This window comes from Hydrogenophilus hirschii, assembly GCF_054656675.1.
The window spans coordinates 991,872-1,004,569 of the sequence record NZ_BAAHXQ010000001.1 but is presented as its reverse complement, the minus strand read 5'-3'; the positions used below and the strand labels follow the sequence as shown (position 1 = coordinate 1,004,569).

13 protein-coding genes are annotated in these 12,698 nt (G+C 60.4%); 3 read left to right on the top strand and 10 right to left on the bottom strand.

Annotated features, from left to right (window positions below):
* Position 1 precedes the first annotated feature (1 nt).
* Both purF and ACYQ4Z_RS04910 read left to right on the top strand, forming a co-directional pair.
* Positions 2-1,534, top strand: a complete 1,533-nt coding sequence (gene purF, locus ACYQ4Z_RS04915; RefSeq protein ID WP_119335205.1) for an amidophosphoribosyltransferase — start codon at positions 2-4, stop codon at positions 1,532-1,534.
* Entirely contained in the window at positions 1,531-2,697 is a 1,167-nt protein-coding gene (locus tag ACYQ4Z_RS04910; protein WP_459860236.1) for an O-succinylhomoserine sulfhydrylase, read from the top strand. The genes purF and ACYQ4Z_RS04910 overlap by 4 nt, the downstream gene beginning before the upstream one ends.
* Here the strand turns inward: ACYQ4Z_RS04910 and ACYQ4Z_RS04905 are convergent.
* The 10 genes from ACYQ4Z_RS04905 to hrcA all read right to left on the bottom strand — a co-directional run bounded on the left by ACYQ4Z_RS04905 (position 2,676) and on the right by hrcA (position 11,744).
* A complete protein-coding gene (locus ACYQ4Z_RS04905; protein WP_285614206.1) occupies positions 2,676-3,434 on the bottom strand; it encodes a UDP-2,3-diacylglucosamine diphosphatase in 759 nt (252 codons plus the stop codon). The genes ACYQ4Z_RS04910 and ACYQ4Z_RS04905 overlap by 22 nt on opposite strands.
* On the bottom strand, positions 3,431-3,973 hold the full coding sequence (locus ACYQ4Z_RS04900) for a peptidylprolyl isomerase (protein ID WP_119336106.1): 543 nt from the start codon (positions 3,971-3,973) through the stop codon (positions 3,431-3,433). Before ACYQ4Z_RS04900 ends, ACYQ4Z_RS04905 begins: the two co-directional genes overlap by 4 nt.
* A 59-nt stretch (positions 3,974-4,032) precedes the next feature.
* The gene (gene dnaJ / locus ACYQ4Z_RS04895; RefSeq protein WP_219971190.1) at positions 4,033-5,196 is read right to left on the bottom strand and encodes a molecular chaperone DnaJ; all 1,164 of its coding nucleotides are present in this window, start codon (positions 5,194-5,196) and stop codon (positions 4,033-4,035) included.
* Positions 5,197-5,287: 91 nt separating this feature from the next.
* Positions 5,288-7,216, bottom strand: a complete 1,929-nt coding sequence (dnaK, locus tag ACYQ4Z_RS04890) for a molecular chaperone DnaK (RefSeq protein WP_119335201.1) — start codon at positions 7,214-7,216, stop codon at positions 5,288-5,290.
* Between the two features lie 65 nt (positions 7,217-7,281).
* Entirely contained in the window at positions 7,282-7,971 is a 690-nt protein-coding gene (grpE, locus tag ACYQ4Z_RS04885; protein ID WP_459860235.1) for a nucleotide exchange factor GrpE, read from the bottom strand.
* Between the two features lie 97 nt (positions 7,972-8,068).
* Positions 8,069-8,779 (bottom strand): alpha/beta fold hydrolase, encoded by a 711-nt coding sequence (locus ACYQ4Z_RS04880; RefSeq protein WP_219971186.1) that lies wholly within the window; start codon positions 8,777-8,779, stop codon positions 8,069-8,071.
* Positions 8,776-9,210 carry a thioredoxin TrxC gene (gene trxC, locus ACYQ4Z_RS04875; protein WP_219971184.1) on the bottom strand — a complete coding sequence of 145 codons (435 nt, stop codon included), beginning with the start codon at positions 9,208-9,210 and terminating at the stop codon, positions 8,776-8,778. The genes ACYQ4Z_RS04880 and trxC overlap by 4 nt, the downstream gene beginning before the upstream one ends.
* Before the next feature lie 13 nt (positions 9,211-9,223).
* The gene (locus ACYQ4Z_RS04870; RefSeq protein WP_219971897.1) at positions 9,224-9,652 is read right to left on the bottom strand and encodes a phage holin family protein; all 429 of its coding nucleotides are present in this window, start codon (positions 9,650-9,652) and stop codon (positions 9,224-9,226) included.
* Entirely contained in the window at positions 9,652-10,725 is a 1,074-nt protein-coding gene (gene hemH, locus ACYQ4Z_RS04865; protein WP_219971182.1) for a ferrochelatase, read from the bottom strand. The genes ACYQ4Z_RS04870 and hemH overlap by 1 nt, the downstream gene beginning before the upstream one ends.
* Positions 10,722-11,744: a heat-inducible transcriptional repressor HrcA gene (gene hrcA, locus ACYQ4Z_RS04860; protein WP_219971180.1), complete on the bottom strand. Its 1,023-nt coding sequence runs from the start codon at positions 11,742-11,744 to the stop codon at positions 10,722-10,724. The genes hemH and hrcA overlap by 4 nt, the downstream gene beginning before the upstream one ends.
* A 66-nt stretch (positions 11,745-11,810) precedes the next feature.
* Between hrcA and ACYQ4Z_RS04855 the strand changes: the two genes are divergently transcribed.
* Positions 11,811-12,692, top strand: coding sequence for an NAD(+) kinase (locus ACYQ4Z_RS04855; protein ID WP_119335196.1), 882 nt, complete (start codon positions 11,811-11,813; stop codon positions 12,690-12,692).
* Positions 12,693-12,698 lie beyond the last annotated feature (6 nt).

The window sequence follows — 12,698 nt, the reverse complement described above, 5'->3', positions numbered from 1 at the left end:
AATGTGCGGAGTCATTGGGGTCGTTGCGCAGGAACCGGTCAATCAATTGCTCTATGACGGGTTGCTCGTCTTGCAACATCGTGGCCAAGATGCGGCGGGCATCGCTACCGGTGCCGACGGGCGTTTCTATCTCCACAAAGGGCCTGGGTTGGTGCGCGACGTCTTTCGTACGCGCAATATGCGCAACTTGATCGGCAATTGGGGGATCGGCCATGTGCGCTATCCCACCGCGGGGGATCCGTGCGACGTCTCGGAAGCGCAACCCTTCTATGTCAATTCCCCTTTCGGGATTTTGCTCGCCCACAACGGCAACCTTACCAATACCGAAACCCTGAAAGCGGAGCTCTTTCGCACCGATCGGCGACACATCAATACCAATTCCGATTCCGAAGTGATCCTCAACGTGTTGGCACACGAATTGCACCGTTCGGTTTCGGGGTTGGAATTGACCGACCGCGCCGTGTTCGACGCGGTGCGCGGGGTGCACCGTCGCTGCCGCGGCGCGTACGCGGTGGTCGCGATGATCGCCGGTTATGGCCTTTTGGCTTTTCGGGATCCGTTTGGCATTCGCCCGCTCGTCTTTGGCAAACGCGAAAGTGCCAACGGAACCGAATGGATGGTCGCTTCCGAATCGGTTGCGCTCGATGTCTTGGGGTTCGAACGCGTGCGCGACGTCGCGCCGGGTGAAGCGATCCTCTTTTCGGCCGAACAGGGGATGCGCGCGGAGCAGTGTGCCGATCGGCCGATCCTGGCGAGCTGTCTCTTCGAATTCGTCTATTTGGCGCGGCCTGATTCCTTCATCGACGGGGTTTCGGTCTATGACGCGCGGGTGAAGATGGGCGCGAAACTGGCCGAGCGTTTTCGCGCGTTGATGCCGCAGGAAAGGGTCGATGTCGTCGTGCCGGTTCCCGACTCTTCGCGGCCCGCGGCGATGGAGATGGCGCAGCGCTTGGGGGTAGCCTACCGCGAAGGGTTCGTGAAGAATCGCTACATTGGGCGCACCTTCATCATGCCGGGGCAAGCGGTACGGAAAAAATCGGTGCGACAAAAGCTCAACGTGATCGAACAGGAATTCGCCGGAAAAAACGTGCTCATTGTCGACGATTCGATCGTGCGGGGCACCACGTCGCGCGAAATCGTCCAGATGGCGCGGGATGCGGGCGCAAAGCGCGTGATCCTCGCCTCTGCCGCGCCGCCCGTGCGCTACGCCAATGTCTATGGAATCGACATGCCGACGCGCGCCGAGCTGATCGCAGCGTATCGGAATGAGGCGGAGATCTGCGCCGAGATTGGTGCCGACCGCATCCTTTATCAAAGCCTTGACGACCTCAAAGCGTGCATTCGCGAGATCAACCCGGAGATCAGCCACTTCGAAGCCTCCTGTTTCGATGGCTGCTACATTACCGGCGACGTCTCGCAAGATTACCTCGACGGAATCGAGGAACGCCGTACCCGTGGTGAGCGCAAACCTGTGCGCGGGCACAACCAACTCGATCTGACCTTGGCCAGTGGGGACGAGGAGCGCGACGCGTGAAAGTGAAAACCCTTGCCGTTCGCGCCGGGCAGACGCGCAGTCACTTTCAAGAACACGCCGAAGCGCTCTATCTGACTTCGAGCTTCGTTTTCGAATCGGCTGCGCAAGCGGCGGCACGCTTTGCTGGGGATGAGGAAGGATTCGTCTATTCCCGTTACGCCAATCCCACGGTGGCGATGTTCGAATCCCGCCTTGCGGCGCTCGAAGGAGGGGAACGGTGCGTCGCGACGGCCAGTGGGATGGCGGCGATCCTTGCGGTGGTGATGACGTTTTGCCAAGCCGGGGATCGGATCGTCGCGGGGCGCGGTCTTTTTGGTGCAACGCAGCAGCTTTTCGCCACGATTCTCACGCGGTTTGGGGTGACGACCGAATGGGTCGAATTGAGCGACTCAGACGCCGCAGCGACGGCGATTCGTCGGGTTCGACCACGTCTGGTCTATTGCGAAAGTCCAACCAACCCGTTGACCGAGCTGATCGATCTCGCGCTCGTCGCCGAGGTGGCACATGAGGTCGGGGCCCTTTTCGTCGTGGATAACTGCTTCTGTACCCCCATCTTGCAACAGCCGCTTGCGTTCGGTGCTGACCTTGTCGTCCATTCGGCAACCAAGTATCTCGACGGGCAAGGGCGCGTCTTGGGTGGAGCGGTCGTCGGGGCGCAGGTGCTGGTCGACGAGGTGGTGCGGTTCCTCCGCACAGCCGGGCCTTCGCTTTCGCCGTTTAACGCATGGGTGCTGTTGAAGGGGCTGGAGACGCTGCCACTTCGGATGCAAGCGCACTGTGCACATGCCCAAGCGGTTGCGGAATTTCTGGCTGGGCATCCGAACGTGACGCGCGTCTATTTTCCCGGGCTCCCCAGTCATCCGCAACACGCGTTGGCCAAGCGGCAACAGCGTGGATTTGGTGGAATCGTCGCGTTCGAGGTCGCTGGCGAGCGGCAAGCCGCTTGGCAGGTGATCGACCGTGTCCGCCTCTTTTCGATCACGGCGAATCTGGGGGACGCCAAAAGCACCATCACCCATCCGGCGTCCACGACCCACGGACGTCTGGCGCCAGAGGTCCGCGCGGCGATGGGGGTACGGGAAGGATTGATCCGTTTGTCGGTCGGGTTGGAAGATCCCGAAGATCTGATCGCCGATCTCGATCAGGCACTCACCCTGCGGTGAAAACCCGCTGGGTCGAGTCGCGCAAGCGGCGCGGGTTGGTGATCGCGCCACTCGGCGAGCACCCATCGATAGCGCAAGGTACCCGTTACGGGGTCGGGGTACGGCACGTCGCGGGGAATGTGGGTGTGACCGTGGATGAGGTGGGTGCCGGGATAGCGTTGGAACAGTGCCATAACGGCGGTTTCGCTCAGATCATCGGGAATGTCGTGGCGCATCGCGCTTTGCTGGCGCGCTTGTTGTGCAAATGCCAGCCGTTCCGCCAAGGGGCGCGCCAAGAACGCGCGTTGCCACGCGGGGTTGCGCGCTTGCGCGCGCCATGCCAGGTAGGGCGCATCGTCCCAGCAGAGCGCGTCGCCATGGGTAAGGAGATAACGTGCTGTGCCGGTATCGACGCCGACCAGGTCGGGGAGGCGGCGAAAGCCCAACCGTTTCGCCAAATCGCGTCCCACCAGGAAATCGCGGTTCCCGGTCTGAAAGAGGATGAGCCGCCGCTCAGCAACCGCGGCAAGCTGGGTAAAGAGGTCAGCGAACGCCGGAGGATCCCAGTCGTCGCCAATCCAATAATCGAAAAAGTCCCCGAGGATTGCGATCGGCTCTTCAGGCGGGAGTTGCTGCAACCATCGAACGAACTGCTGTTGCCGCGCGCTGGGCGTGATGGGATCGAGATGCAGGTCCGAGACCAGCCACAGGACGGGTAAGTGCAACCACAGGCGGCAGTATAACTGCGGCGGGGTCATTCGACGCGTTCGGCCCGTTCGATTACCACCGGTTCGACCGGCACGTCCCGCAGCGGACCGACGCGGGTCGTGGGAACTTTCGCGATCGCATCGACAACCTCCATCCCTGCGACGACACGGCCAAAGACGGCGTAACCCCATCCCTGCGGGGACGGGTCACGGTGATCCAGGTGGGGATTGTCGACCAGGTTGATGAAAAATTGCGCGCGCGCCGAGTGGGGGTCTTGCGTCCGCGCCATCGCGATCGTTCCTCGGACGTTCTTGAGTCCGTTGTCGGCTTCGTTGGGAATGGGCGTGTTGGTGGGGCGCAGCTGCAGCTCGCGATCGAACCCGCCGCCTTGAATCATGAAGCCGGGGATGACGCGATGAAACACGGTGCCGTCGTAATGTCCTTTCACGAGATACGCGAGAAAATTGGCGACGGTTTTGGGTGCGCGCTCAGCGTCGAGTTCGACGGTGATCGTTCCCAGATTGGTGTGCAGCGCAACGCGGGGTGCGCGCGATGCGCCTTCAGTCTGGTCTGCCGAGTGCGAAGCCATCGGGGTAAGGAGACTCATGAGCGCGATTCCTAGGTGAAAAATTTTGCGGCGGTTCGGATTCATTCCTTGTCCGCTCCGTTGTCGTCGTCGCCGGCCGAGAAGAATTCCCGCACGCGGTCGAGCCAGCTTTTGCTCTTCGGTTGCTGCCGCTCGTGGTGTTCGCGGCCAATCGCTTCGAATTCGCGTAGGAGTTCTTTCTGGCGGTCGGTAAGATTCACAGGAGTTTCGACTACGACATGGCAGTAGAGATCCCCGTACCCGTGGTGGCGGACGTTCTTGATTCCTTTGCCGCGCAGCCGGAAAACCTGGCCGGTTTGGGTCTCCGGGGGGATTTTCAGGCGCGCGACGCCGTCGAGCGTCGGAATTTCGATTTCGCCGCCCAGCGCCGCGGTGACGATCGAAATCGGCATTTCGCAATGCAGGTCGTCGCCATCCCGTTGAAAGATCGGGTGCGGTTTGACGTGGATCTCCACGTAGAGGTCGCCCGGCGGTCCGCCATTGATCCCCGGTTCGCCGTAGCCGCTCTGCCGCAAGCGCATGCCGGAATCGATCCCTGCTGGAATTTTCACCTCCAGCGTTTTGTGTCGGCGAATCCGACCCGCGCCACGGCACTCTGGACAGGGGTGGGCAATGATCGTACCGGTGCCGTGGCAGTCGGGACAGGTTTGCTGAATGGAGAAGAAACCCTGTTGCATTCGCACTTGGCCCATCCCGCCACAGGTCGGGCAGGTGAGGGGTTGGGTTCCGGGTTTGGCGCCGCTGCCAGCACAGGTACTGCAGGTTTCGTAGGAGGGTACTCGGATCGTCTTGGTGGCGCCGTGAGCCGCCTCTTCGAGCGTGATCTCGAGGTGGAAGCGCAGATCGGCGCCGCGATAGACTTGCGTGCGGCTGCGACGGGTGCTGCCGCCGCCAAAGAAATCTTCGAAAATATCGCCAAAGGCGCTCGCGAAATCGTCGAAGCCGCGGGCGCCCGCACCGGCGGCCGCGGCGGCGCTGGGGTCGACACCCGCCATGCCGTAGCGATCGTACGCAGCACGTTTGGCTTCGTCGGAGAGGATATCGTAGGCGCGTTGGATCTCCTTGAATTTCTCTTCCGCGGCCTTGTCGCCCGGGTTGCGGTCCGGGTGGTATTTCATTGCGAGCTTGCGGTATGCTTTTTTGATTTCGGCCGCCGAAGCGTCGCGGGAAACCTCGAGAATCGCGTAGAGGTCGATTTCACGCATGGGTTCGATCCGTCAATGAGGTACCAAAACAAGCAAAAGAAGCCGCTGCCCATGAGGCAACGGCTTCTTTCTGATCAATAGGACGACGCGGTCACGATGACTTTTTGTCGTCCTTTACTTCGGTGAATTCGGCGTCGACCACGTCGGCATCGTTCGCGCTGGCGCTTCCTTGCGTGCTGCTACTGGTGGTGCTGCCGCTCTCTGCGCTTTGCGCTTTTTGCATCACTTCGGCACTGACTTGCGCCAGTTTTTGCATCGCCGCTTCGATCGCCGCTTTGTCTTCACCTTTCGCTGCCCGTTCGGCTTCTTCGATCGCCGCTTCAACCTTGCCTTTTTCCGCAGTGCCGACCTTGTCGCCAACCTGTTCGAGCGATTTCTTCACCGAATGGACGAGCGCATCGCACTGGTTGCGCGCTTCCACGAGCTCGCGCATCCGTTTGTCTTCGGCAGCGTGCAGTTCGGCGTCACGAATCATCTGTTGGATCTGCTCTTCGGTCAACCCGGAGTTCGCTTTGATCGTGATCTTGTTCTCTTTACCGGTATCCTTGTCACGCGCCGAAACGTGGAGGATCCCATTCGCGTCGATGTCGAAGGTGACTTCGATCTGCGGCACACCACGCGGCGCAGGCCGGATCCCTTCCAGATTGAATTCGCCCAAGAGCTTGTTGTCGCGCGCCATTTCGCGCTCGCCTTGGAAGACGCGAATCGTCACCGCGGTCTGGTTGTCGTCGGCGGTGGAGAAGATCTGCGTCGCTTTCGTCGGGATCGTGGTGTTCTTGTTGATGAGCTTGGTCATCACGCCACCGAGCGTTTCGATCCCGAGTGAGAGCGGAGTGACGTCGAGGAGCAGGACGTCCTTGACCTCACCTTGCAACACGCCCCCTTGGATCGCGGCACCGATCGCCACCGCTTCGTCCGGGTTGACGTCTTTGCGCGGTTCTTTACCGAAGAATTCTTTGACCTTTTCCTGGACCTTCGGCATCCGGGTTTGTCCGCCGACCAGGATCACCTCGTCGATGTCCTTGACGGTGAGACCCGCGTCTTTGAGCGCGATGCGGCACGGCTCGATGGTCCGCTCGATGAGGTCTTCGACGAGCGATTCGAACTTCGCCCGGGTGATCTTCATCGCCAGGTGCTTCGGCCCAGAAGCATCCGCGGTGATGTAGGGGAGGTTGACTTCGGTCTGCTGGCTCGATGAGAGCTCGATCTTCGCTTTTTCCGCCGCTTCTTTGAGGCGCTGCATCGCCAGCGGGTCTTTCTTGAGGTCTACCCCTTGCTCTTTCTGGAATTCACTGACGATGTAGTCGATCAAGCGGTTGTCGAAGTCTTCCCCGCCTAGGAAGGTGTCACCGTTCGTGGCGAGCACTTCGAACTGGTGTTCACCGTCGACTTCGGCGATTTCGATGATCGAGATGTCGAAGGTGCCACCCCCCAAGTCATAGACCGCGATTTTGCTGTCGCCGGGTTTTTTGTCCAGGCCGTAGGCGAGCGCCGCTGCGGTCGGCTCGTTGATGATCCGTTTGACTTCGAGACCGGCGATCCGCCCCGCGTCTTTCGTCGCTTGCCGTTGCGCATCGTTGAAGTATGCCGGTACGGTGATCACCGCCTCGGTGACCTCTTCGCCCAGGTAATCTTCTGCGGTCTTCTTCATTTTGCGCAAGACTTCCGCAGAAATTTGCTGCGGCGAAAGTTTCTTGCCGGTCGAGGTTTCCACCCAGGCGTCGCCGTTTTCTGCCCGAATGATCTTGTAGGGCATCAGTTTGATGTCTTTTTGCACCTCCGGGTCTTCGTAACGGCGACCGATGAGACGCTTGATCGCGTAGAAGGTGTTCGCCGCGTTGGTGACCGCTTGCCGTTTCGCCGGGGCGCCAACCAGGATTTCGCCATCCGCGGTGTAGGCAACGACCGACGGCGTGGTGCGTGCTCCTTCCGAATTTTCGATCACGCGCGGTTTGCCGTTCTCCATCACCGCGACGCAGCTGTTGGTGGTTCCCAAGTCGATACCGATGATTTTGCCCATTGTTTTCTCCTATTACCGTTTCTGTGTTGGAACTGTTTTGGTGTATGAGGGCGTTGATGAGAATTTCAAGAGCCCGATTTGGCTTTCGAGACCATCACGAGCGCCGGACGGAGCACACGTTCATGGATCAGATAGCCTTTTTGCAATACCTGCGCTACGTGGTTGGGTTCGCCGTCGGTCTCGATCATCCCGATTGCCTGGTGTCGGTTGGGGTCGAATTTGTTGCCTGCTGGATTCTCCTCTTTGATGCCGAACTGTTCGAGCGCGGCGGTGAGTTGTTTCAACGTGAGTTCGACCCCCTCACGCAGGCTTTCGACTGTTTGATTCTCTGTGGCGAGCGCCGCTTCCAGACTATCCTTCACCGGCAAGAGCGCCGCGGCGAATTTGTCGATTGCGTAGAGGCGCGCTTTGGCGATCTCTTCTTCGGCACGGCGTCGAACGTTTTCCGCTTCGGCTTTTGCCCGCAGCCAGGCGTCGTAGTGCTCTGCCGCTTTGCGCTCTGCAATCCGCACCATCTCTTGGAGGTCGGGGATACTATCGATGGGCGGATGGCTTTGTGCGTTAGGCTCCACATTTTGTCCCGATTCGGAAGCGGCAGCATCGGGAGCCTTGCCTGCAGCAAACGCTGAGCTGGCAATGGTGTCACTCGCGATCACAGACGGGTGCGCTTCGCTATTGACGTCCGGTGTCGGGTTCTGGTTGGTTTGAGTTTCTTGGTTTTCTGATTGCGGATGTGGTGTTTGCGGATTGATCATACGGTTCTGCTCCCATGCCAATGGTTCAATTGTACTGGAATGGGGGCAGGGAAAAGGAATTTCAAGGGATAGCCGGTCGCATCACCAAAAGAAACCGTCACGCGGCAAAACGTGAGATGCTGTCAACGATCGCCGCTTGGTGGCGCAGAAAGGGCGCATGTGCGGCGTTGGGGATGGGTAGCCATTTCCCATGAGGCACGGTCTGTGCGATGGCTTCCCCCGCAGCACACGGAATGAGGGGGTCGTTCTCCCCGTGAATGACGAGGACAGGGGTCGTAATGGAGGGGAGTTCTGCGCGCAGATCGACCGTAGCCAGCCAATCGAGCCCGGCAAGCAGGATCTCCAGCGACGGGGCGGGATCGGCGGTAGCCAGAATTTCGGCGGTCAGGGTTTTGTTCTCCGGTTCGCCGCGGTTGAAGCCGCCGACGAAACGGGGCAGCATCGCCGGTTCGTCTTCGGCGATCGCGGCGCGAAACTCGGCAAGCGCTTCAGGCGTAAGCCCGTGGGACCAACCGTCGCGTGTCACGAACGAGGGTGTGCCGCCGATCACGACCACGCCGCCGATGTGGTGCGGTGCACGCGCCGCAGCCGCAAGCGCAATCATGGCGCCCAACGACCAGCCAACCAGGACGGTTCCGGGCGGAACGGCAGTGATCAGCCGGGTAACCGCGTCAGCAAAGTCCGCAGTAAAGGGGGTTTCCCGGTAGCCGGGAAGGTCATACCACTCTGCGTCCAACGCGTTCGCCAAAGGGGCAAGCGGCCCGCGTCCAAGCCGCCATCCCGGTATTAGGGTAATCGGTGGGTTCATCGCAAATGCACTTGTAGCCAAGAAAGGAGGCGTCCGGCATCCATCGCGCCGCTTTGCCGCGCGATTTCCCGTCCGCGGACAAAAAGTGCGATGGTGGGGATGCTTCGAATGTGGTACTGCGCGGCAATATCGGGGTTCGCCTCGGTATCGACCTTGACGAAATGTATTTTGGGTGCCTTTTGTGCCGCTTGAGCGAAGTGGGGGGCCATCATTCGGCACGGGCCACACCAAGGGGCCCAGAAATCGACCACGACGGGAATCGTCGGTTGTAGGACGTGGCGTCCAAACCATGCCGAATCGACGTTGATCGGTTCGCCGGGTAGTAGCGTCTGTTTGCATTTGCCACACACGGGCCCCTCGTCGAGACGCTCAGCAGGTACGCGGTTCAAAGCGTGGCATTGCGGACAAGGGATCATCAATGGTTCGGTCATCGTTCGCTCCTCTTCAAACCCAGGGATCGTCGTCACGGTCACGCCAGCGGCGTCGATCGACGCGCCAGCGCACCTTGACTTCATATCTGGGGTCGGAAAGCGCAATGGCAACTACCCCCGTCAGAATGCTGTAGAGCAGCGCGCCCCAAAACGCCGACCAAAAGTCGGCGACGACTACCCCGGGCACGATTCCCGTTGCCGCCCAAAAAAGCAGTGCGTTGATCACGAGGGCGAAGATGCCGAGCGTGAAAAGGGTGGCTGGCAGGGTCAGTAACAGCAGGATGGGTTTGATCGACCAGTTGATGATCCCCAGCACGAAAGCGGTCAAGAGCGCGGCACCGTAGCCCGTGACGGTAATCCCGGAGACGATCTCGGCCACCGCCAAGAGCGCGACGGCATTGAGCAACCAGTGGAGCAGCAAGCGAAGCCAGGAAGGAAGCATCATGACGAAGGGAACTCCACGCGGGTGCGCATCGGCCAACCGGAAAGATGCGGGGTGAGGATGGTGGCGAAATCACGAATCCATTCGGGATCCGCGTTGAGACAAGGAACATAGGTGAAGTGTTCGCCGCCGGCGGCCAAGAACGCCTCACGGCATTCGATCGCGATCTCTTCCAACGTTTCGAGGCAATCGGCGACGAAACCGGGACAGACCACCGCAACCCGTTTTACCCCGGAGCGTGCCAATTCCTCGAGCGTTTCTTGCGTGTACGGTTGCAACCATTTCGCTGGCCCGAAGCGGGATTGAAAGGTAACCATCCAGCGATCGCGTGGCAGTTGCAGTGCCTCTGCGATCAACCGCGCGCTTTTTTGGCATTCGCAATGGTACGGGTCACCGGCGTAGAGGGTTTTGAGCGGCATGCCGTGAAAGCTGAAGAGGAGTCGCTCCGGTTCGCCATCTTGGTCGAACGCCCGACGAAGCGTGGCGGCTACCCGTTCGACCCAGGCCGGGTGGTCGTGCCAGTGACGCACGAAGCGAACTTCCGGGAGATCCCGCCAGTGTTGGAGCGTCTGCGTGACGGCGTCGAAGACCGAACCGGTGGTGCTTGCACAATACTGGGGATAGAGCGGTACGACGAGCAGACGACGCACGCCAGCTTGCCGCAGCGAAACCAATTCGTCACGCACATTCGGGTTGCCGTAGCGCATCGCCCAACGAACGAGCGGCCCGGATTCTCCCCACAGGGCTTGAAGCCCTTCGGCCAGTTGCCGCGTGACAACCGTGAGGGGGGAGCCCGCTTCGGTCCAGATTTGGGCGTATTTCGCAGCGCTCGCTTTCGGGCGGCGCGGCAGAATCGCCAGTTCGAGAATGGGGCGCCACAGCCAGCGTGGCAGTTCGATCACGCGAGGGTCGGTGAGAAATTCACGCAAATAACGGCGAGTCGCAGCAGGAGTGGGGGCGTCGGGGGAACCCAAATTGACGAGCAAAACCGCGGTGTGGAGGGTGATTCTCTCATGAAACCCCCGACACTCGACAGGATCGGATCGTTCCGTTGGCTGCATCGTTGTACTCATCCTTGGGTATTCTCATATTGACTCAGCGCATGGGTGAGGAGTTTCGCGGTGATATCGACGATGGGAATCACCCGATCGTAGGCCATGCGGGTGGGACCGATCACCCCGATCGAGCCGACGATCCGGCCATGCACCGAGTAGTTGGCGGTAATCAGCGAACACTCTTCCAATTCCGCGACACCCGATTCGCTCCCGATGAAAATCTGCACGCCGTTTGCCTGTGTCGCCTGCTCCAAAAGACGCATCAACGCGGTCCGTTGCTCGAACAGGGAGAAGAGTTCGCGCAGCCGCTCCATGTTGCTGGCGAATTCACCCACTTCCAGTAAGCGGTTTTCACCAGAAACGACGTACGGATCGGCTTCGGGGAGTGGCGCGGTGAGTGCGGCACGCATCAGATCCGAGATGTCTTCCCGCATCCGGCTCAACTCTTGCGCCAACGCTTCCCGCATCTCTTCGAGCGATTTCCCAGCGAAATGGGTCGTCAAAAAGTTGCTGGCCTCGACAAGTTCGGACGGAGAGAGCGCCCGAGGCGCGCTCACCAGGCGGTTGAGGACCTCGCCACTTTGTGTTACCAGGATGAGCAACAGACGATTGCCCGAAAGCGGGACGAATTCGATGTGCCGCAACCGTTCGGTGTCGCGCTTCGGTGCCATGACGATGCCGGCAAATTGCGTCAGTTCCGACAAAATCTGAGAGGCGCGTCGGATCAACTGCTGCGGCTGGTCGGGTTTGAGCTCTTCGCGCAGATCGGCGATCAGTCTCTGGTCGAGCGGTTGGATCGCAATCAATTTGTCGAGGTAGAAACGATAGCCTGCCGCGGTGGGGGCGCGACCTGCCGACGTATGGGGACTCATCACCAGCCCGAGCTCTTCCAGGTCGCTCATGATGTTGCGCACGGTGGCCGGCGAAAGCGTCAAGCCGCTTGCGCGCGACAGGGTGCGCGAGCCGACGGGTTGTCCTTCCGCGATATAACGCTCGACAAGCGTTTTGAGCAGGATGCGGCTGCGTTCGTCCAACATGGCGTTCAGAGTAGTCGCTACCGCGCCCATATTACCACTGGCCTGGCTTTTCGTTACAATGGGGTCATGGGTGTGCAATTTCAATCCGTTGGGCTTGCCGCGAAGGTGCACTCGGAAGCAGCGCTGGAAGCGCTGCAGACGCTTGCCGAGTGGTTATCGCAGATGGGCTGCCAAGTGGTGATCGAGTCGTCGACGTTTGCGCACGATGCTGCCGAATCGTGCCGGTGGACATTGGCCCCTTTTTCCCGCATGGCGCAGATGGTCGACCTGGCCGTGGTCCTTGGCGGTGACGGGACGATGCTCAATGCAGCGCGGCAATTGGTCGAACACGACGTGCCACTCGTCGGGATCAACCTGGGTCGGGTGGGATTTCTCACCGACATCGCGCGTTCCGAGGCGATTCCACAGCTCGAACGGATCTTGCACGGCGAATATCAAGAAGAGCGGCGACTGCTCCTTTCCGGTCGAATCGTCCGGGACGGCGCCGTGATCGCCGCGAGCCACGCACTCAACGACATCGTGATGAACAAAGGGGATCTGGGGCGGATGATCGAATTCGAATTACACATCGACGGTCATTTCGTCTATACGCAACGGTCTGACGGGATGATCATTGCTACACCCACCGGTTCCACCGCCTACGCGCTTTCGGCGAACGGCCCCATTCTGCATCCTCAGGTTGCGGGCATTGCTCTTGTGCCCCTGTGCCCACACGCACTCACGGCGCGGCCGATCACGATTCCCGACCGGGCGGAGATCGAACTCGCCTTACTGCCAGGCCATGTTGCCGATGTCCATTTCGATGGGCAAGGGCGGGTGGAGATGCTGCCCTCGGACCGCTTGCAGGTGCGGCGCGCTGGCCACCAAGCCCGTTTCCTCCATCCGATTGGCTACGACTATTTTGCGATGTTGCGGGAAAAGCTCCATTGGAGCGCGTCACCGCGGTAACGGATC

Coding starts and splice junctions, on each gene's coding strand:
- purF (WP_119335205.1), top strand. CDS start 2: ATGTGCGGAGTCATTGGGGTCGTTGCGCAGGAACCGGTCAATCAATTG.
- ACYQ4Z_RS04905 (WP_285614206.1), bottom strand. CDS start 3,434: ATGACCCCGCCGCAGTTATACTGCCGCCTGTGGTTGCACTTACCCGTC.
- ACYQ4Z_RS04900 (WP_119336106.1), bottom strand. CDS start 3,973: ATGGCTTCGCACTCGGCAGACCAGACTGAAGGCGCATCGCGCGCACCC.
- dnaJ (WP_219971190.1), bottom strand. CDS start 5,196: ATGCGTGAAATCGACCTCTACGCGATTCTCGAGGTTTCCCGCGACGCT.
- dnaK (WP_119335201.1), bottom strand. CDS start 7,216: ATGGGCAAAATCATCGGTATCGACTTGGGAACCACCAACAGCTGCGTC.
- grpE (WP_459860235.1), bottom strand. CDS start 7,971: ATGATCAATCCGCAAACACCACATCCGCAATCAGAAAACCAAGAAACT.
- ACYQ4Z_RS04880 (WP_219971186.1), bottom strand. CDS start 8,779: ATGAACCCACCGATTACCCTAATACCGGGATGGCGGCTTGGACGCGGG.
- trxC (WP_219971184.1), bottom strand. CDS start 9,210: ATGACCGAACCATTGATGATCCCTTGTCCGCAATGCCACGCTTTGAAC.
- ACYQ4Z_RS04870 (WP_219971897.1), bottom strand. CDS start 9,652: ATGCTTCCTTCCTGGCTTCGCTTGCTGCTCCACTGGTTGCTCAATGCC.
- hemH (WP_219971182.1), bottom strand. CDS start 10,725: ATGAGTACAACGATGCAGCCAACGGAACGATCCGATCCTGTCGAGTGT.
- hrcA (WP_219971180.1), bottom strand. CDS start 11,744: ATGTTGGACGAACGCAGCCGCATCCTGCTCAAAACGCTTGTCGAGCGT.
- ACYQ4Z_RS04855 (WP_119335196.1), top strand. CDS start 11,811: ATGGGTGTGCAATTTCAATCCGTTGGGCTTGCCGCGAAGGTGCACTCG.